Source organism: Sediminispirochaeta smaragdinae DSM 11293 (genome assembly GCF_000143985.1).
GTDB lineage: Bacteria > Spirochaetota > Spirochaetia > DSM-16054 > Sediminispirochaetaceae > Sediminispirochaeta > Sediminispirochaeta smaragdinae.
In genome coordinates this window covers 1,464,969-1,484,917 of the sequence record NC_014364.1, presented here as the reverse complement: position 1 = coordinate 1,484,917, position 19,949 = coordinate 1,464,969, and the positions used below count along the sequence as shown (strand labels likewise).

Genomic DNA, 19,949 nt, shown 5'->3' with positions numbered 1-19,949 from the left:
TCAGGAGACTCCTTTCTTCAGTTCGTCATCGATAAATAGTTCCAGAAGATTGAGGGCAACCCTTTTTCGATAGGCTGCGGTGGAACGCTGATCGTCTATAGGCACGATCATGGCACCATAGGATTGCAGCAGGCGCTCGCGAAGCTCTTCAAGCTCGCCGGATCCCGCCCCGGCCAAGAGCCTTTCCAACTCAAGGCTACGAACAACCGTCGGACCGACAGCACCGACGGCAATCCTGACATCGTCGATCCGGCCGCCTTTGATCTTGGCGAGGCCGCAGAAGCTCAGTTTGGAAAGAGCGTTTGCCTTTCTCGTTCCCACCTTGCGATAAAAAGTAACAGTCCAATCGAGAGCAGGGACAATGATGGCCGACACAATCTCATCATCGGCGAGGGCCGTTCGGCCCGGCCCTGTCACAAAATCGATGACGGGAATCTGTCGTTCACCGGAAAGGCTTTTACAGACAACAGAGGCTCCAAGAGCATAGAGGGCGCAAATCGAATCTCCGGCAGGAGATGCGTTGCAGAGGTTTCCGGCCATGGTGCCGACATTTCGCAAGGCTGGTGCAGCGATGCCCCGGATTGCTTCGGCGAGAAGGGCTGGGGTGCCGGGATACTCCATGATTTCGGTCAGGGTGGCACCCGCACCGTAGATAATCTTTCCACTGCTTAGCTCAATGTTTTGGAGTTCCTTCAAATGGCCTAAAAAGAGCACGGATTTTGGAAAAGAAGGAAGCGTCCCCGCCCAGCTTTTATAGCGAACCATGAGGTCCGTACCTCCGGCAAAGGGAAGAACCCCGCTGTTTTTCCGTAATTCGAGCGCCTCGCGGAGGGTTTGAGGTTTGTATCCCGTTACCATAGCCCCCTCCCCTTGTTCGCGGCAAGCAAAACCCCGCGAACAATCATGTCGTAACCGGTACAACGACAGAGGTTGCCGGAAAGCCCTTCCCGCACCTCAGCCTCGCTCGGATCGGGATTCTTACGCAAAAGAGACTCGGTTGCCATCATCATTCCGGGCGTACAGAAACCACACTGAACAGCCCCGCTTTCTGCAAAGGCCTCGACGATGCACTTACCCCTATCCGTGTCACGGAGTCCTTCCGGGGTTACGATCTCACATCCCGCAACGGTAGCCACGGGGATCAGACATGAATTAACAATCTTTCCGTCTTTGAGAACAGAACAGGCTCCGCATTCCCCCTCTCCACAGCCCTCTTTGACGCCGGTGAGGCCGAGATCTTCACGAAGCAGATCAAGTAGGCGCAGAAGCGGATCGGCTTCCACGCTTACCGGTTTCCCGTTTAATGTAAAAGATACCAAGCTCATCCTTCGATCACCTCCATCAGATATTCCGGCGTGACCGGAATCCGGTCGACAGGCTTGTCGATTGCCCACTGAACCGCATCGGCATAGGCAGGAGCGGCGCCGTCGAAGACCAGCTCTCCCGCCCCCTTTGCTCCAAAGGGACCGTAGGGATAGGGATTGTCTACCAATTGGTTGTGGATGGATGGGAAATCCATGGAGGTCGGAATGACATAATCGGCCATGGTATGCTGGCGAAAGCGTCCGTTGACCGCCTCCAGCTTTTCAAGGCTGGCATAACCGAGCCCCTGGATGATACCACCATGAGCCTGCCCTTCAACCACCCTCTCGTCGATGGCCGTTCCCACATCAAAAACCGACCAGATTCCCTTTGTGGAAACCTCATAGGTAACCGGATCGACCTCCACTTCGACAACATTGATCCCCCAGCCGAAAGAGGGGTATGCATCCCCCTGAAGATCATCCTGGTTCCATTCCAGTCCGGGAGGCGGGGCGTAACGGTGGGAAACTTCGACCATTTCCCCCGGCTTCCAGGCGGCTTTCAACTTCTTTGCACATTCCTGGACCAGAAAACCCACAACCGCAATGGAGCGAGAGGCACAGGTCGGGCCGGAATCGGGGACACGGTCGGTATCGGGATTATCATAACCGACATCCTCCACCGGCAGGCCGAGAACCTGGGCAGCGATCTTACGAAAGGTGGTTTGGAGTCCCTGCCCCATCTCTACGTTACTCACCAACAGGTCAGCCTTTCCATCACGCCTTCCCCGCATGGTAACAAGGCCCTTTATGATCGCCTGTTCTCCGTTACCGGTAAAACCGCTGCCGTGATTAAAAATCGATATGCCGATTCCCCGAAGGGCCCCACGGCTATACTCGGCGGCCTTTCGATCGTAGTCGGAGGCCTCTTTAATCTTTTGGAGCATCTCCGGCAGTTTGACATCCTCTTTGATCTTGCCGTTGGTGACGGTTACACCACCCTTTTCCGTAAAATAACGCTCTTTGAAGGCAAGCTCATCGACACCAAGCTGCCGTGCGAGATGGCTCATATGCATCTCAACCGCAAAAAGCCCCTGGGGCGCCCCGAAACCGCGGTAGGCATCGCTGGGCACATTGTTCGTGGCAATGGCCCTGCCCCGAATCTTGACGTTGGGAATGTCGTAGACACTGTTGGAACTGAAAATCGCCCTCTGAAGAACGACAAGCGAGCAGCTCTCGTAGGCCCCAGCGTTTATCTGTACATCGATATCCATACCGATGATTTTCCCATCTTTGTCCAGGGCCGTTCGGAAACGGGTTGTACTGGGATGCCGTTTGGGGGTAAAGCTGATGTCCTCGATGCGGTCGAGAACCAGCTGAACAGGCTTTCCTATCTTGTGTACCGCAACGGCGACAGGGGTGGCCATCACATCGGGGAAGTGCTCCTTGCCCCCGAAAGCGCCTCCGGTAACAGCCTGCTTCACCCTCACCTCGTCGGGAGAAAGGCCTAAACAATGCGCAACGGCCTTTCGAATGTAAAAGGGACACTGGCTTGAGGCGTAAAAGGTAATCTTCCCCTCTTCCAGGGTTCCGATGACCCCCTGAGGCTCCATGTAGATATGTTCCTGATAGCCGGTGCTGATCTCATCTTCGATGATTTGATCGGCAGCGTCAAAGGCGGCGTCGGGGTCTCCCTTGACCAGATGGTAATCGGCATAGAGATTATCATCACCGTAAAGCGGGCCCCCTTTGAGTGCAAGGGCCTCCTCCAGCGTGAACACGGGATCGAGATCCTCGTAGACTACCTCGATTCCTTTCAGGATTTCCAGCACCCTTTGTCGATCAGGCCCTACAACCAGGCCGATGGCTTCTCCGATATAGCGGACCCGGCCGTCGGCGAATACGGGCCAATCCTTTTTGATCATTAAGACTTCATTGGTGCCACCAGAGGGAATATCGTTTTTATTTATGAAAAAATAGCCCTCGGGTAGCGGTGGAACATGTACCTCAAGAATTGTTGCTCTGGCGCGATCCGAGCGGAGAACCCTGGCGTATAAGAGTCCCGGAAACTGGAGATCTGAGACATACTTGGCAGCTCCGGTACTCTTTGCCTCGGCATCGACCCGCGTCACGGCCTTACTGATGTTTGCGTTCATTCAAGACCTACCCTTCTTCCTCCCGGACGGAGGTTAGCGTCGAAAAGCCCGTCCGTCGTCATCGGCGGACGGGCACAATCCTATACTCTAGTAATATACTAGTTTTTTCCTTCAAGTACATAGGGAAGCATGGCATAAAAGGCCGAACAGATCTCAAGATCATCTACCCTGGTGATCTCATTAGGGGCATGGGCCTGAGCCTCATCCCCGGGGCCGAAGCCGATGGCCGGAATTTTATGGCGTCCGGTAGTGGCAACGGCATTGGTGGAAAATGTCCACTTATCGACAACCGGCTCCTTGTTCCAGAGATCCTTATAGGCGCTCACACCTGCCTGAACCAGTTTATTGTCCTCGGGAATCTTCCATGTGGGAAAGTACAGCTCCTGATGATAGTCCAGCTTCTTCCAGCCGAGCTCTTCGTACATGGGCATCTCCACCTGTACCTTATCCTCGCTCTCGCCGATGGCCTCGGAAATGTACTTTTTCACCTGGGCGATGGCAAGTTCCTTGTCCTCACCCCAGGTCAGGCGTCGATCGAGATAGAGCATAGCCTGATCGGGAACCGCACACTGGCTTGGACCCTTTACATCGATTTGGCTTACCACGACGGTTCCCTTTCCGAGAAAATTATCGTCGTCGGGCTGGAGATCTGCATTGAGCTTTTCCATGGCGAGGGCGGCACGAGCTGCCTTGTAGGCGGCACTTTCACCCCGCTCCGGGGCGGAGCCGTGGCTGGAAACCCCTTTGAGGCGCACCATCATCTCCATCCTTCCCCGGTGTCCGCGGTAGATACGGCAGCTGGTCGGTTCGGTAGAGACAAAAAGGTCCGGTTTGAACTTCTCTTCTTCGATAAGGTACTTCCAGCACATGCCGTCGCAGTCCTCTTCCATGACGGTAAAGGTAAAGTAGACAGTGTATTCACCGCTGTAGCCAAGTTCCTTCAGAATTCGACCGGCGGCAATCATGCTGGCGGCACCACCCTTCTGATCGCTGGATCCCCGTCCGTGAATCAGCCCCTCCTTGATAAGGCCGGAAAAGGGGTCAAACTTCCACTGGTCGGGGTCGCCGACTTCGACGGTATCGATATGAGCGTCGAAGGCAATGGTCTTGGGCCCGTTTCCAACCCTGCCGATCACGCTTCCGAGGCCGTCGATACGAACCTCGTCGAAACCGGCATCCTGGCACATCTGGACAATCTTCCGGCAGACAGCCTCTTCATCCCCGCTGTAACTTTTGATCTGTACCATTTCGCTCAGGACCTGTGCCGTATAGTCACGGTATTCCTTCGCTTTTTTCAGAATATCGTCACGAACTCCCATATTAATTCTCCTTTGTCGTTTTATATTTGCCGTCTTTTTTAATCGGCTAATCTGTCTATGTTCTTCCAGACCCGCAGTGTCGTTTTGCGGGCCTCGGCATACAGTGCCTCTGCATCAAAGGGGAAGCGGCCATCTTCCAGCACCACGCGGCCGTTAACAAGTACGGTCCGTACATCACCGCTTGTCATGCCGAAGGCCATGTGCCCAGCGATATTTTCGGGGGCAAGCGGCGTCGGGCTAAGATAGTCGGCAATAACGATATCCGCCTTGTAGCCGGCCTCCAGGCGCCCGTACTTTTCGTCAAAATAACGCTCCAGGATAGCGTTTCCATTGTAGAGAAACCTCAGATAATCATCCGGCCAGAGCTGGCCGCCTGCATCCTTGTGTTTGAAGTAGGCGAACTTAAATTCCTCGAACATGTTTGCGCCGATCCCGTCGGTTCCGAGGGCAAGATTCTTATACTTCGGCAGATTGACATTGTAGCCGACCCCGTTGTTCATGTTGCTTCGGGCGTTATGCACAAGATAGGCATCGGCCTCGTTGATAAGCCGAATATCCTCATCGGAAAGGTAGATACCGTGGACCAAAAGCGCCTTCTCGTTAAGGAGGCCGTGGTCAGCAAGCCGACGGCCGAGATCCTTGTTGAAACGCAGGTGAGAATCACTGACATCGTAGCGCCCCTCGGCAACATGAAGGTGAATTCCCCGGCCGGTTACATCGACCGCTTCCTTCATTGCAACAAGCCCTGCGTCGGGAAGGGTAAAGGGGGCATGTCCGCCGATGGCCGCCTCTACAAGATGATCGCCCCTGCCGCTTTTCTTCTCTTCGTCGATAAGCTTGGCAAATTCGATATTCTCCTCGATCCCCTGTTCCATGCCCTCAAGGCCGTTTCGGTCCGTGGTCTCGTAACAGGTCATACCCCGAAGGCCCACCTTTTCGAAGGATTTCTTCAAGGTGGCAAGGCTTCCCTTGATATAGCTGGGGCTTGCATGGTGATCGATGACCGCAGTGGTTCCGGACTTGATGGCATCCATAGAGCAAATGAGTCCGGAATAGTAGACCGACTCCTCGTCCAGGGCCCGATCAAGGAGCCACCAGAGGTTCCGAAGGGTCGAGACAAAGTCCGGGGTCGGACCGACCTTGGCCATGACCCCACGGGAAAGGCCGCTGTAGTAGTGATGATGGCTGCAGACAAGGCCCGGATAGACCAGTCTGCCCGATGCATCGATCACCTTCTCCGCCCGGTCCCGATACGCTACTCCGGCATTTTCCCCCACGGCGAGTATGGTATCACCGTCGATAACGATATCGGCCTTCTCCCAAACCCTGGGAGGGTTAAACTGCATTGCCTGAGCATCTTTAATAATGATCACTGGTTATTCTCCCACTGCCGTAAGCAGATAATTGTATTCACTTGCCACCTTTCCGATCACAGCCGAAACCCTTCTGTCCACAAAGCCGCCGGAAATTCTACCCTCTTTGTCTATCGAGTATTCGGAAACCTGTCCGTTTTGGCGCAGGAAGAGCCTTCCGTCCCGGATAAAAAAGCCGGGATTGGCCGAATTCTCGAAATCGTCTTTTCTGTTGTAGATGGTGAACTTGTCTCGATAGGGCCTGCCGTCGTGAGGGCAGAAGGTCGCACAGTTTCCGCACTCGTTGCAGTAGGCATCTATGTGGAGGATCTGCGCAGGATCGTGAAAATCGGCCAGATCAGGGGTCTCTATGACGATGTTTGCCCGGTTAGGGCATACTTCCACACACTTGTTACAGACGTAGTTGCACTCCAGACACCTGGCGGCCTCCCGCTCTGCAAATTTCGCATCGCCCGCAGCCTTCACATCCTCGGATTCGAGAATCTTTCCCTTTCGCTGAAGCAAAACAGCTGCACGATCGCCGGATTCGGGAAGCCGTATCTCGTGCTTCCACTGGCTGTCGGCAGAACGGCAGATCGAATCGGCCGCTTTTCGCCCTGCGGCGACACAGCGGACAATGGTGGAAGGTCCGCTTTGAGCGTCTCCGCCAAGGTAGACCCGCGGAATTTTCGTTTCCAGGGTGGAGGTATCCACCTCGGGCCATCCGTCAGGGCCAAGGGGAAGGCCCATATCACTGAGGGCCTGTGCATCGACGGTTTCCCCAATGGCAGTGATGATGGTATCGGCCTCGATGGTTTCGGTCTTTGCAGTGGCAACCGGTCTGCGTCGTCCCGAGGCATCCATGTTGCCGAGCTCCATCACCCGGCAGGTGACACTGCCGTCGGCATCGAAGGACTCGGGGTTACGGAGAAAATGGAACTCCACGCCGTCCTCAACGGCCATATCATATTCTTCCAGGTCGGCGGGCATCTGCTCCTTGGTTCTGCGGTAGAGGACCGAAACCTTCTCCACACCGGGGACCTGCAGGGCCGCCCGGGCGCTGTCCATGGCGGTATTTCCCCCGCCCACGACAACAACACGCCGTCCCAGTTTCACATTCTCCGGGGCGTTTCGGAACTCCCACAGGAAGTCGAGGGATTCCAGGACCCTGCTGTCGGAGCCGTCGAGGGCCATTACGTTACCCTTCTCCGCTCCTACCCCGAGAAAGATAAACTCAAACCCCTTCGCAATCAGTCCGTCGATGGTGACGGACCTGGGATCGACATTAAACTCGAACTCGACGCCGTGGGATTTGATGAACTCCACATCCTTTTCAATGGCGGAAAGGGGAAGACGGAAGTGGGGAATGACATGACGCACCACCCCGCCGGCAGAGTCGTGTTTCTCAAAGACCTTTACATCAAACCCTTCCCGTGCAAGGAAGTAGGCGGCGGATAATCCGGCAGGACCTGCGCCAACCACCGCAACCTTCCGGCCGTTTTTCCTGGTCGCCGTGTTGTGGCGGCGAATATACTCATCCCAGCCGTTGTCGGCTGCGATTCGTTTCATTTCTCGAATCTTTACCGCCCCTTCGTAGTCGAGCCGTGTACAGTTATACTGACACTGGTGGTCGCAGATCTGGCCGGTGATGTTGGGAAGGGCGTTTTTTTCATAGATAAGATCCAGGGCCTCGCTGTAGCGACCTTCGCCGGTGAGCCTGACATACTCGGGAACATCCTGTCCGATGGGGCAGCCGATGGTACAGGGAGCCACATAACAGTCGAACAGCGGCAGCGGCCGGTGGGTTTCTATCCGGCTCTTTCCCCTGAAATCTTTCACCGCATTCTGCGCCGAAAGGGCCTGCTGTGCCATCTTCTTTACCGCCCCGACATCGACCGTACCCTTTCCCCACCCTGAAGAGGCGTCGGTGAGGGCCGAAAGCTCAGCCATTCTGAAATAACCGCCGGGTTTGAGCATATCCGTTGCCAAGGTGATGGGACGGATTCCCGCCTCGAAAATCGCCTTCACATTAAAGGCGGAGGCACCACCGGCGTAGCTGATGGGCATCTTCCCGTCAAACTCCTCTGAAACAAGGGCTGCAAGGTTGATGGTCAGGGGATAAAGGGCCCTGCCGGACATATACATTTCGTCTCCGGGCAATGCCCCCTGGTCGTTGACCGACCCAAGGGTATTGGAAAGCTTAACCCCAAAGGTCAGCCCCTCTTTTTCCGCCAGTCCCTTAAGCCGCAGAAGCATCCCCCTGGCGGCCTCCCACTGAAGATCATGGCCGAAGGCTTCGCGACTTAGGTGCAAATAAGAGTAGCCCATACCATCCAAGATTTCCCGTACCCTGTCATAGCCCAGAAGGGTCGGGTTGAGTTTTACATAGGTGGGGATCTTCTTTTCTGTGAGCATGTAGCTGCAGATCGCCTCGATTTCATCGGGTGGGCAGCCGTGCATGGTCGAAAGGGTCACCGAAGGAGTGATCTTCGAACCGATTCTCTTCGATATCCCCTGTAAAGCAGGAAAACGAGCTTCCAGATCGGTGCCTGCATACAAAGCGCCGTCGCTAAGGACAGCCTCAAGGCTCTCAAGCTGTTCCTTGAATCGCTCATCATGTGAAGAATCAATCATCCTCTCGATAAATTGATCCATCCGTTCCGTTTTGATGCCGGCGAGATCATAGCCGACACTCATATTAAAGATAAAAGAGGGCCCCTTACCGTCGCCAAGTTCAAACAACTCCTCAAGCACGTGAAGAAGCAACCACGCCTTTACATATTCATCGTATGCCTTGGTGAGGGTGTACTCGGTGGACCACTCGGTGTTGTAACATTCATCTCTTGCATCGATACATGGTTTTGCAATCTCAAGGGTATCCATGATCTGAACAGTCTTCAGCTCCATAAAACGGCCACCGGAAAGATATGCGGCAATAATATTCTGAGCGAGCTGAGTGTGAGGCCCGGCGGCAGGTCCCATGGGAGAACTACAGCTTCCGTGAAAAACGGAAATCCGTTTTCCCGACGACGGTCGGTAAAATCGTGAAACAGGTATACCGAATATCGACTGTGACTTCCTATATTCTCCAAAAACTCTCTCTACCAGCTCCCGCAAGGGAACAGGCCGCATGATATCTCCCATACGCACCCCTTATTACGTTGAAATAGAATAAAGCTGACTTTTGTGTCCCGGTCTGACTTTATTGTACCGTGTTTCATTCTGTTGTCAACAACGAATGCAACAATTTGCAACATTTTTTACGCTCGTATCTTGACGTGGGGGACAGGGTGTAGTATAGATGAAGTAGGGTTGGAATTTGAGAAATACGAAAGTTTCACTTAGATATTTCAATTTTTCCGATCTTTATGCTGTAGTGATTGCGTAAATGTACAGGTTATTGTATCTTTTAGGCGATTGGCTCGCTTTGAAGTTCCAGTAACCAAAAAAACATCATAACGAGAGGGATACGAAATGATCGATCTGACCATGCACGAGGACGTAAAAAAGAAAAATGTTCAAAGATGTCGTGAACGAGGCATCATTCTGCCCACCTTTGCCCAAATGAAAGATCCTTCAAAAATTCCGGCTTCTGTCCGTGAAAAACTAAAAGAGGTTGGCCTGTGGGACATCAATCCCCTCAACCTTTTCCGCATCACCTGGAAAAACGAGCCGACCAAGGATGGAGGAACCTTCGGAGGGGTCAACTACATTGAGATTCCCAAAGAAATAACCGGGGTCAAAGCACGGGTCTTTGCGATTGTGGGGAAATGGTTTCCCACCGGAGCCCATAAGGTAGGAGCCACGTACGGTTGTCTTGCTCCCGCCCTCATAACCGGAAATTTCGACTCTACAAAGCAGAAGGCTGTCTGGCCCTCTACCGGCAACTACTGCCGCGGCGGCGCATATAACTCCGACCTTCTCGCCTGTGATTCCATCGCCATCCTCCCTGAAGAGATGAGTGCCGAGAGGTTTAACTGGCTTAAAAAGGTGGCAGGAGAGGTTATTGCCACTCCCGGTTGTGAAAGTAACGTTAAGGAGATTTTCGACAAGTGCCATGAGCTGACTTCCCAGCGTGGCGATGCCATCGTTATTTTCAACCAGTTTGATGAGTTCGGGAACTATCTCTGGCATTATGAAGTAACAGGAAATGCCATCGAAGAGATCGTGAAAAAAGAGATGGGGCCGAAGAGTCGGTTTAAGGGCTATTTCTCCACCACCGGTTCTGCGGGCACCATCGGTGCGGGAGATTATCTGAAGCAGAAATTTCCAGAATTGAAGATCGCGGCAGGGGAAGCACTTCAGTGCCCGACCCTGCTAAGTAACGGTTTCGGCGGGCATAGAATCGAAGGGATCGGCGACAAGCATGTGCCCTGGATCCATAACGTACGGAATACCGATATGGTCATCGCCATCGACGATGACGATTCCATGGATCTGCTCAGACTTTTCAACGAGCCGGCAGGCCAGGAATATATGAAGAAAATCGGAATCCCTGCCTCTTTCGTCGATAACGCCGAGCTTCTTGGAATCAGCGGCATTGCCAATGTCCTCGGAGCCATTAAGATGGCGAAATACTACGAGATGGACGAGGATGATGTTGTGGTAACCGTCCTTACCGACTCCTTCGAGATGTACCCCAGCAGAATCAAAGAGATGCAGGAGCGGGACGGCGAACTGGATACCGTAAAGGCGGCGCAGATCTACCATGGCAGCCTTGAGAAGCAGGGCATCGACAACATGATGGAGCTCGGTTACCGGGACCGCCTGCGGGTCCACAACCTCAAATACTACACGTGGGTCGAGCAGCAGGGAAAAACCTATGCCCAGATCAATGCTCAGTGGTACGACAGTGACTACTGGACAAATATCCAGGCCCTTACTCCTAAAATCGATAAGCTGATCGAAGAGTTCAACGCCGAAGTCGGCCTTATCTAAGCGATTTCACAAAAAAAGGCCGGCACAGTGCCGGCCTTTTTTTCGTCTCAAAGAACGTTTACGCAAAAAGGATTATTCAAGAGGAGCCTTCCATGGAGTTTCATTACATATGTAACGACTGCGGAGCAGAATACGACTCGAAGCATATCATCTACCGCTGCCCGGCCTGCAGCGGAAAGGCAGCAGAGGGAGAGATGCAACGGGGAAACCTGCGTACCATCATCGATCCTGCCTATCTTAAAAGCCTGGCGGACAAAAAAAACCTTTCGCCCTTTGACTTCTTTCCCTATGAGATCCCCACACCCCAGGCATATCCGGTAGGGAATACTCCCCTTCTCGGTCCCGAGCGGCTGAGAAAAAGATATAAGGTCCCCAGGCTGTTTTTGAAAAACGACGGCATGAACCCGTCCGGTTCCTTTAAAGATAGGGCAAGCCAGCTTGTGGTGGGGCAGGCCCTCCACTTCGGGGAACAAAAGGTTGCCCTCGCTTCGACGGGGAATGCAGGCAGTGCCATGGCCTGTGCGGGAGCCGCCTACGGGTTGGAGATCATACTGTTTGTTCCGGAAACGGCGCCGAGGAACAAATTGATGCAGTCGGTGCTTTACGGAGCAACGGTAGTTCCGGTAAAGGGAACCTATGATGATGCCTTCGGACTTTCCATCGAGTTTACCGAAAAACATGGGGGCATCAATCGGAACACCGCCTACAATCCTATGACCGTCGAAGGCAAAAAGAGCGTGGCCATCGAACTCTTCCTGCAGTTTGCAAGGCGTGCACCTGAGTATGTCTATGTGCCGGTGGGGGATGGAGTAATCTACAGCGGCGTGGTTAAGGGCTTCAAGGACCTCCTCGATGCAGGATTAATCGAACGCTTGCCGAAGGTTATCTGCGTTCAATCGACAAAAAGCAACGCAATAGCCCAAGCCTGGGAGAGCGGTGAGGCAAAAACCATCCCGGCGGCAACGACGAAGGCCGATTCCATCAGCGTGGCAAGCCCCGCCAATGGCCGCATGGCTGTTGACTTTATCAACGAGTGTAAGGGCTGGGCAAGCCAGGTGAGTGACGAGGCTATCATCGAAGCGGAGCTTGAACTCTGCAAAGAGGCAGGCCTTTTTGCAGAACCGGCAGCCTCGGCAGCATGGGCCGGATACAAACAAGATCTGGCTTCAGGCAAGATCACTCCAGAAGCGGAAGCGGTCGTCCTTCTTACCGGCATAGGCTTTAAGGATATGAAGGCTGTGGAAGATACGATAAAGATGCCCAACAGCGTCGAACCGAAGCTCGACGCTGTTGAGGCCTTTTTGTTCAAATAGGTTCAAATAACCGTTGGTGAAGTAAAGCGGCCTGCGTGATCGGTAGCGAAGGCCGCTTTGCCATCGACAACTTCAATCCCGACAAATTCAGTAGAAAAAAAACACCATCATTACGACACGATCTTTTGCGTCGGATGGTCGCGGAGAAAAGAACGTACCGCCTCCACCGAAGGAATATGACCGCAAGCCCCGATGTGGGTGGCATTTATCGCTGCTGCGGCCTGGGCAAAGGCAGCACACTCTTCCGGCGGATACCCTTTCAGAATGCCGTAGGAAAAGGCAGCCACAAACGTGTCGCCACAGCCGGTGGTATCAAGCACCTCTATATCCGTAAAAGCGGGGATTTGTCCTCTCACGCCGTCGATATCGATATAACACCCCTGAGAACCCAATTTAATTACGACGTTACCGGCCCCACGATCACGAAGTTTCCGGCACATTTCGGCAGGATCACCAGCCCCTGTCACCGCGGAGGCTTCCTCAAGGCTCGGCATCAAATAGTCGATATGCGGCAAAAGAACATCAAGGACTTCATCGGCAGCGCCTTCGGTATCGCAGGTCATATCCGCCACCGTAATCACTCCATGCCTTTTAGCCTCGGCGAGCAAGCTTCCGGCCCCATGACGGTCAAATTCCGGCATAACGAAAAGGCTGCCGATTGACAAGAGTCGGGCCTTTTTTACCGCCTCCAGACTATATGCGTTTGGAACATAGTTCTTACCGCAACCGCGATCGAAAAGAAAATTCCGCTGTCCTTCCCTGCCGACCAAAACGAGAGAGGACATGGTGGTATCGTGTTCATACCTCTGGAGATACTCGATACAAATCCCCTTCTCCGATAGGAGCCCGGAAAGATTTTCGGCCTTCCAATCATCCCCCACGCAGCTAAAAAGTGCTGCCGACAGCCCCAAAGAAGAGGCGGTAATCGCCTGGTTTGCAGCATCCCCCCCGATGCCGAGGGAAATAGTATCGACCGGCGTGCTATCCACCTGAAAGACATGGGGGCCGATGTTTCCGGTCACAACGATATCCAGACAGGTAATTCCGGCGCAGATCATTTCGAACTTAGACATTTATAGCCCTTCCATCCGGAACACTCACGCCTTTCCGGCGCTTCCGAAAACCTGCATCCGCTCTTCCACTGTTTTTTGAAAGGCGTTCATCATGGTCCAGGATATGGCAGCCATATCTGCATAGCCGTCGTTGAGTTCCTTCATATAGGCGTTCAGCGCATGAAAAACCGAGACACTCGAGCCGGTGTAGAAATTTATCTTGCAAATTCCAAGAGAAACGGCCTTTCTGAAATCGTCGTCGGAAATGCCCGATCCCCCGTGAAGGACAAGAGGAACCGCAGATGCAGCCGCTATATCGGCCAAAAGATCAAACTGAAGATCCGGCTCGCCCTTGTAAAAACCGTGAACATTCCCAATAGAAACAGCAAGGGCATCCACCCCGGTAGCATCCACATAGGGCCTTACCTTCCGTAGATCGGTGTAGTTGGCCGCAACGGCAACCCCTTCACCCGCCTCGGAACCACCGATGACACCGAGTTCCCCCTCGAGAGAAACACCCACGCTGTGTGCCATATCAGCATACTGCTTCGTGAGTCTGATGTTATCCTCATATGAATACTTCGTCGCATCAAACATGACGGAGCTAAAACCGCATCGCAGGGCCGTCATCAATGCCTTTTCCGTCAACCCGTGATCAAGATTCACGACGACAGGTACCGTTGCTTCCTTTGCCGAGTGGATGATGGCGGGATAGAGCCTCGGGATGTCGACATCCTCAAAGGAGATCTCCGCAATATTTATGATAACAGGGGAGCGTTGTGCCTCCGCTGCCTTCAGAAGAGGAGACAAACAGAGGCCGTTGGTGATATTGAAGGCCCCGACCGCATAGTTTCCCCGCTTTGCTCTTTCCAAAACATCTTTCAGTGTAACCAGCATCTTCAACCTCACTGATATTTTTCCCCATCATACATGACTATCACCACGATTCGCAACACTATAAAAAGAAGGCTTCCGCCTGCCCAAAGGGGAAAGCGGAAGCCGTAAGAAGATGGCGGGCCCCATCGTGGGATCAGGGCAGTTGTGATATGTCGATATTCATGGCCGCAGCAAGCCTTTCCTTATCCGCCAAAAGCGGTGCAAAAAGCTCTTTCCTTGAGCGCATGTGATACAGGGCAAGGTTCCAGTCGGGCTCGGGAACCGTTACAAGGGCCTTGACGGCATCCTCTGTATAACCATTTACCGCACGGCCGAGCGCCCAGAGCATGGCAAGGGCCGCCCTGTTCCTGCCGTTGTCCTCGACAGCCCCCGACTCAATAAGGGAGACGGCCGTGGCATAGGCTTGGGAAGAAAGATCGATCTGTTTCATACCAAGCAGATGATACGCAAGCTCGATATCTATGAGAAAGCGGTCCTGTCCACCACCATCCGCAGCCTCGGGTGCGCCCCTCTCGGCCTGAGAATAAAGTTGAAAGAGAATGCGATCGGCGAGAGCAGGAGTGATCTTGTAATCCATCGCTACCGCGGGAAAAGCGGAGGTAAGGCCGAATTCCCAGAAATCATACGCATTGTTCTCAAAAAGCGAAGGAAGGGCGGACTCCTCAAGGTCGACAAGATCCATGGAAAGAAGTTCAAGGCCGCGCAGAAGACCATCGATCGCCTCGATTCGCTCCGCAGGAGGCTTGTTGATTAGGTAAGGACCGCAATCAAAGCTTGTTCCCGGAGCAAGGGAGGCATCTTTTTTCGGTACTATATAGGAGGAACCATCATCTCCCCCGTACCATAATTTCAGACTTATTGCTCCGATGCCGTTGGTTTCGTAGTAGTTTGGAACAATGGTCCTTGCAATGGAGGGAATATAGGTCCTTCCGTTTGTATAAGAAACGTCGACGGCATTAGACCAAAGCTCAAGCAAAAGCCCGGACTCGTCGTAGCACTGGCTGACGGGATAGGTCCGATCACGGTACCAGAGAAGATCGCCCTTGGAATCAAGAAGCCCCTTCGAAAGCCAATATCCGCTAAACAAAAGATTTCCAGCACCGTCGATGAGGAGGGTGTCGTCACTCTCGAATAAACCGGAAAGCAAATCTTTCGCCCCTTTCGGATGGGATTCCGGCTTGATGCTCCAGAACAGGGGAAGAGCCTTGCTGTCAAGAAGCGAATAGGTCATCAGGTCAGCATCTTGTGTCGGATCAAAGTCGTCGGCAAAAAGCCTGGCATAGCTCGCGCAGTACAAGAGACTCTTTTCATCATCGCTGAACCGAAAAGCGGGGCCGCCGGCAGGTGTGTGGACATCGGCATGGCGAAACGAGAGAAAAATCGCTCCGCTATTGTTGTCCCAGATCACCATCTCCATCCCCTCGCTGTAGGATTGTTGGGGAGAACTCATGGTGGGAAGAATCTTTGCTGCACTGTATCGTCCAAACGGACTGATACCGGTATAAGAAGGAAGATAGGAGGCAAAAGGTCGTATGGGTATGGAGGAAGAGATCTGTGTAAGCATGGATAACTCGTGGCCGAAACGATCACTCAACTCTCCGACTATCGGAGGCTTGTGAAAATTGATAAGGGCCCTCCCCGTTGTTGGCGAATATATTCCACCTGTATCGGTATCGGATGAGCTATTACGAGCGAAACCGACGCCGGAAGCGGTAACGGCAAGCTCCGGGGACAGCACCTGAACCTCGTCCCAGATAGGAGGAGAGCCGAGGGGCAACGCCAAGGGGCCGCTGTAGGGCTTATGTTTCAGTACAGTCTTGATCTTTTTTGTCTGAGTCAGCTTTCCCGTATGAAGTTCATATTTCTGGAACCAGATGTAGTCAAACGCTTCAACCGACGCTTCGGGAACGAGGGTAAGATAGTACCACACCCTCCCCTTTTCATCGGCAGCAATCATGGAACTGGCGACCCGAAGGCTTTCGCATAGATCGTCTTTCGGGATGGAAAGCACAAGTTTGGCAGGCTCTCCAGCCGTTACCGTTTCCGGAGAAGATCCCGAAGCGGTAAGCTCTTGCAGCCCAGTACAAGAGGTGACAAGGAAAGAAAGCGATGCCAGCATGACAATGATTCCCTTTTTGCAGAAACTTCCTCGGTTTGATCTCATCGTATATCTCCTTCTTCTGCTAGAGGCGCTGCCATACCGCGCTTGCCTTTGCTTCGCTGGTCCACCCACTTCCGACATAACCCTGCCAATCGGGAAGAAAGTACTGAGAAGGAGCTCCCTCCAGATCTACCCTAATAAGTTGGGTAAAGTAATCAAAACGCATGTTGACCTGCGATATTTTTACAATGCGAATTCGTTTTGCGGTATACCAGTTGCCGTTTCGCTTTTCGACAACTTCATAGAAACCGTGTGCGAAGTTTACGGAGACCCCTCTATCCCCATAATGGTTGATAAAACTAACGGCGTTGCTATTCTGAGCATAGCAAAAGCTTCCAAGGCCTAAAGCGAGAAAGAGTACCAGCAAATAGATTTTCGTTCTCATACAGTGCTCCTCTATAAAAGCGTGTGATGACATGTTGTTATTATGTGACCGAAGAAGAGGAGGGTCGAGAAACAGAAAAGTAGTATTTTCGTTACAAAAATGTTACAGAGACAAGGCGACAGCCCATCTATTGTTTGGTACAATTTATCATGGATGTTGGAGCAGTATGCCCCGTAACCGGCCTTGCGATCTTTGAGCCGAAGCACTGGTTTTACAGAAGTTCAAACAGCAACTATACCGGTCGTCTCTATTTGGTGGGAGAGCACGTTATGGTCTGGCAACCCAAAGGGGTTCCCGCTTTGGAGGATGGGGAGGGTGTCACCAGGCACATCTACCGGGCTATCGATGAGGCTTTTGCTCCCGGAATCACATTCCATGCCTTTTTTGATTACTCAGGTCTGGAAAATCCTCCCATCGCCAACAGGCTCAGAGTATTGAAAAACCTACGTGAAACGGCGGGGAAACTCAAGCGTATCTATTTCTACGGCATGAATAGAACGGTTCGAACCATCGTACGGCTATCGGTTCAGATATCAGGCCTCTCTGAGAAAATCATCATCTGCAGAGACTATCGTCAGGCCATCGAACTTGCGAACGAATACACCAAAAAGCTCGGCAAGCAGGGATCGCTCCTGCCTGTATATCAGCAGAGCGAAATCAGAAACTTAGTGGAGATCATAGGCACCATTGTCTGGAACCGGGATTATGATGTTCTCATTCCCGAATTGCCCGGCGAACATCCCCTCTCGGAACTCTACAATGCCCTAGATGTGATGCGCCACGATTTGCAGCAGTTAGACGAACAAAACAGAGACGCTATGCAGCGCCTGGAGGAAGCGAATCGCGCAAAAAGCGATTTTCTCGCCAATGTTTCCCATGAAATCCGCACTCCATTAGGGGGAATCATAGGGGCTGCAGAGCTGCTTCAGAATACCGCATTGAATGATGAACAGCAGCATTTTCTGCAGATTCTTCAAGGCTCCTCGGAGGCCTTGATGAGCGGGGTAAACGACGTCCTTGATCTTTCCAAGCTGGAGCAGGGGGCGATGGCGATCGTTCCCAGACCAACCAATCTTTCCGCTCTCCTGAACGGGATTGCCACCATATTTCGTCCCCGATGCCGGAAAAAAGGGTTGGAGCTTTTCCTCACATGCGAAGCTGATGAAAAGCAGGAATATCTGGTCGATCCCATCAGGCTTCGGCAGATTTTGATGAACCTTCTCCACAATGCCCTGAAATTTACCCCTACGGGAAGCATACGCCTTGATTGCAGATCTAAGGGGATACAAAAAGAAGACGGGGAATTAATGTACCGACATGATTTTTCGGTACAGGATACCGGCATCGGCATCCCTCAGGAAAAGATAGAAACGATATTTGAGAAGTTTACCCAGATCCACAATACCGAGGTCCAGAATTTCGGAGGCAGCGGGCTGGGCCTGCATATCGCCGCCGTTCTTGTTGCCAAGCTGGGAGGGACACTTGAGGTGGTGAGTGAAGCGGGAAAGGGCAGCAGGTTTTTCTTTACCCTGCTGCTGCCGAAAAGCGAAGAGAAGGCGCTATGGAACCAGGAACCGGAAACGATAAGAAAAACGTTTTTTGGTAAGGTCCTGCTTGCAGAAGACGACGAGGCGAACCGGTTTATCATCAGCTCCCTGCTGAATAGCTACGGCTGCGAGGTTAGACAGGCGGTAAACGGACGCATGGCCCTCGATTGTATCGAGCATGAACGCTTCGACATTGTATTCATGGATTGCCAGATGCCTATCCTAAGCGGAAGGGAGGCAGTGAAGATACTCAGAAAACGAAATGATGCCATAGGGGATATACCCGTAGTTGCAGTAACCGCCTATGCAGCTGAAGATACTGAGCTTCTCACAGACTATGGCTTTGATGCAATCATCGCGAAGCCGGTGAGGGGAAGAGACCTGGAACCGATTCTCCGGCTCTTTTTGGAAGAACGGCCGATCGGTCAGGAGGGCTCCCCTCCCCCACCACCCTGGGAGCAGCGGCGCTGGGAGTTGATAAGCACCGAACGAATCCGTAACGTGCCCCATGAGTTGCAACGGCTTGAGGTCGTATTGTCGAAAGAGGATGAGGAGCAGGAGGCGGAGATGATCAGCCACAGCCTAAAGGGATTTTTTAGAACAATGTTGTATCATCACCCCAATCCCGTTCTGCTCTCCCTGGCTGAAGAACTCGATAAGCTTGTTCATGAGGGCCGACGAAGCGAGGGAATAGAGATCTGCCGCAGGATAAGCAGAGCAATAGAAGGATATAGGGAAGGAGAAGTCGCCGATCGTGAAAACCAAGATCTTGATTGTAGAGGATGAACCGTACACCGGTGCCCAGATGAAACAGGCCCTGGGCCATCCGCTTCTCGGAGAGTCGGAAGTATCGCTTGCTCCGGATGGAAAAACCGCTTTGCATCTACTATCGGAAACCTTTTTTGATCTGGTACTCCTCGACGTCGTTCTTCCCGATATCGACGGTTTCAAGATTGCAAAAGAGCTGAAAGAGCGCAAGATTCCCTTTTTCATGATCTCTTCCAGGGACCTTCCCAGCGATGCCATCCTCGGATTTCAGGCCGGAGCCGAGGATTATCTAAGAAAGCCTGTCGACAGCGAAGAACTTGCCGTAAGGGTTACCCATTTCCTCTCACGCAACACACTCTTCGACGGCAAGCAGGAGGGGACGCTACGATTGGGACAATGGACCATAGACATGAAGCAGCAGCGGGTTCGAATCGACCAGACAGATGCGCCGCTGACTCCCATCGAATTGAAACTCCTTCTTCTTCTTGCAAAAAGGGCCGGTTCCTATACATCCACCGAAGAGCTTGCAGAGGGGCTCTGGCCGGAAGCCCCGCCCAATGACCTGGCACTGGCTGTTCGGGTACATGTCCGCCGCCTTCGGACAAAGCTGGAGCAAGATCCCAAGGCTCCCCGCTATATCATCAACAAATGGGGCGCCGGTTATCGACTGCATATCGAACAGGAATCCTGAAAACATACATTTTTGTATGTCAATATCAGCTTTACGACATTAATGTAGAACATTATTATATCCAAACAC

At 52.8% G+C, this 19,949-nt stretch carries 14 protein-coding genes; 4 read left to right on the top strand and 10 right to left on the bottom strand.

The window, feature by feature from the left end:
- The 6 genes from SPIRS_RS07025 to ygfK all read right to left on the bottom strand — a co-directional run bounded on the left by SPIRS_RS07025 (nucleotide 1) and on the right by ygfK (nucleotide 9,272).
- Nucleotides 1–858 carry an FAD binding domain-containing protein gene (locus SPIRS_RS07025; protein WP_013253982.1) on the bottom strand — a complete coding sequence of 286 codons (858 nt, stop codon included), beginning with the start codon at nucleotides 856–858 and terminating at the stop codon, nucleotides 1–3.
- Nucleotides 852–1,325, bottom strand: a complete 474-nt coding sequence (locus tag SPIRS_RS07020; RefSeq protein WP_013253981.1) for a (2Fe-2S)-binding protein — start codon at nucleotides 1,323–1,325, stop codon at nucleotides 852–854. The genes SPIRS_RS07025 and SPIRS_RS07020 overlap by 7 nt, the downstream gene beginning before the upstream one ends.
- Entirely contained in the window at nucleotides 1,322–3,457 is a 2,136-nt protein-coding gene (locus SPIRS_RS07015; protein WP_013253980.1) for a xanthine dehydrogenase family protein molybdopterin-binding subunit, read from the bottom strand. Before SPIRS_RS07015 ends, SPIRS_RS07020 begins: the two co-directional genes overlap by 4 nt.
- 98 nt (nucleotides 3,458–3,555) lie before the next feature.
- Nucleotides 3,556–4,776, bottom strand: a complete 1,221-nt coding sequence (locus SPIRS_RS07010; protein ID WP_013253979.1) for a YgeY family selenium metabolism-linked hydrolase — start codon at nucleotides 4,774–4,776, stop codon at nucleotides 3,556–3,558.
- A 38-nt stretch (nucleotides 4,777–4,814) separates the two neighbouring features.
- On the bottom strand, nucleotides 4,815–6,149 hold the full coding sequence (ssnA, locus tag SPIRS_RS07005; protein WP_013253978.1) for a putative aminohydrolase SsnA: 1,335 nt from the start codon (nucleotides 6,147–6,149) through the stop codon (nucleotides 4,815–4,817).
- A gap of 3 nt (nucleotides 6,150–6,152) precedes the next feature.
- The gene (gene ygfK, locus SPIRS_RS07000) at nucleotides 6,153–9,272 is read right to left on the bottom strand and encodes a putative selenate reductase subunit YgfK (RefSeq protein ID WP_041866004.1); all 3,120 of its coding nucleotides are present in this window, start codon (nucleotides 9,270–9,272) and stop codon (nucleotides 6,153–6,155) included.
- 330 nt (nucleotides 9,273–9,602) lie between these two features.
- Here ygfK and SPIRS_RS06995 point away from each other — a divergent pair, with 330 nt between their 5' ends.
- Together SPIRS_RS06995 and SPIRS_RS06990 are read left to right on the top strand one after the other, a co-directional pair.
- The gene (locus SPIRS_RS06995) at nucleotides 9,603–11,066 is read left to right on the top strand and encodes a pyridoxal-phosphate dependent enzyme (RefSeq protein ID WP_013253976.1); all 1,464 of its coding nucleotides are present in this window, start codon (nucleotides 9,603–9,605) and stop codon (nucleotides 11,064–11,066) included.
- A gap of 92 nt (nucleotides 11,067–11,158) precedes the next feature.
- Nucleotides 11,159–12,379, top strand: a complete 1,221-nt coding sequence (locus SPIRS_RS06990; protein WP_013253975.1) for a threonine synthase — start codon at nucleotides 11,159–11,161, stop codon at nucleotides 12,377–12,379.
- 110 nt (nucleotides 12,380–12,489) lie between these two features.
- On the opposite strand, the gene SPIRS_RS06985 is transcribed toward SPIRS_RS06990, so the two are convergent.
- The 4 genes from SPIRS_RS06985 to SPIRS_RS06970 form a co-directional block, all read right to left on the bottom strand.
- The gene (locus SPIRS_RS06985; protein WP_013253974.1) at nucleotides 12,490–13,452 is read right to left on the bottom strand and encodes a carbohydrate kinase family protein; all 963 of its coding nucleotides are present in this window, start codon (nucleotides 13,450–13,452) and stop codon (nucleotides 12,490–12,492) included.
- Between the two features lie 24 nt (nucleotides 13,453–13,476).
- The gene (locus tag SPIRS_RS06980; protein ID WP_013253973.1) at nucleotides 13,477–14,328 is read right to left on the bottom strand and encodes a class II fructose-bisphosphate aldolase; all 852 of its coding nucleotides are present in this window, start codon (nucleotides 14,326–14,328) and stop codon (nucleotides 13,477–13,479) included.
- Between the two features lie 133 nt (nucleotides 14,329–14,461).
- Nucleotides 14,462–16,492, bottom strand: coding sequence for a hypothetical protein (locus SPIRS_RS06975; RefSeq protein ID WP_013253972.1), 2,031 nt, complete (start codon nucleotides 16,490–16,492; stop codon nucleotides 14,462–14,464).
- A gap of 19 nt (nucleotides 16,493–16,511) precedes the next feature.
- Nucleotides 16,512–16,874 carry a hypothetical protein gene (locus tag SPIRS_RS06970; protein ID WP_013253971.1) on the bottom strand — a complete coding sequence of 121 codons (363 nt, stop codon included), beginning with the start codon at nucleotides 16,872–16,874 and terminating at the stop codon, nucleotides 16,512–16,514.
- Between the two features lie 149 nt (nucleotides 16,875–17,023).
- Here SPIRS_RS06970 and SPIRS_RS06965 point away from each other — a divergent pair, with 149 nt between their 5' ends.
- Both SPIRS_RS06965 and SPIRS_RS06960 read left to right on the top strand, forming a co-directional pair.
- Complete coding sequence (locus tag SPIRS_RS06965) at nucleotides 17,024–19,207, top strand: ATP-binding protein (protein ID WP_013253970.1); 2,184 nt, start codon at nucleotides 17,024–17,026, stop codon at nucleotides 19,205–19,207.
- Nucleotides 19,176–19,880 (top strand): response regulator transcription factor, encoded by a 705-nt coding sequence (locus tag SPIRS_RS06960; protein WP_013253969.1) that lies wholly within the window; start codon nucleotides 19,176–19,178, stop codon nucleotides 19,878–19,880. The genes SPIRS_RS06965 and SPIRS_RS06960 overlap by 32 nt, the downstream gene beginning before the upstream one ends.
- Nucleotides 19,881–19,949 lie beyond the last annotated feature (69 nt).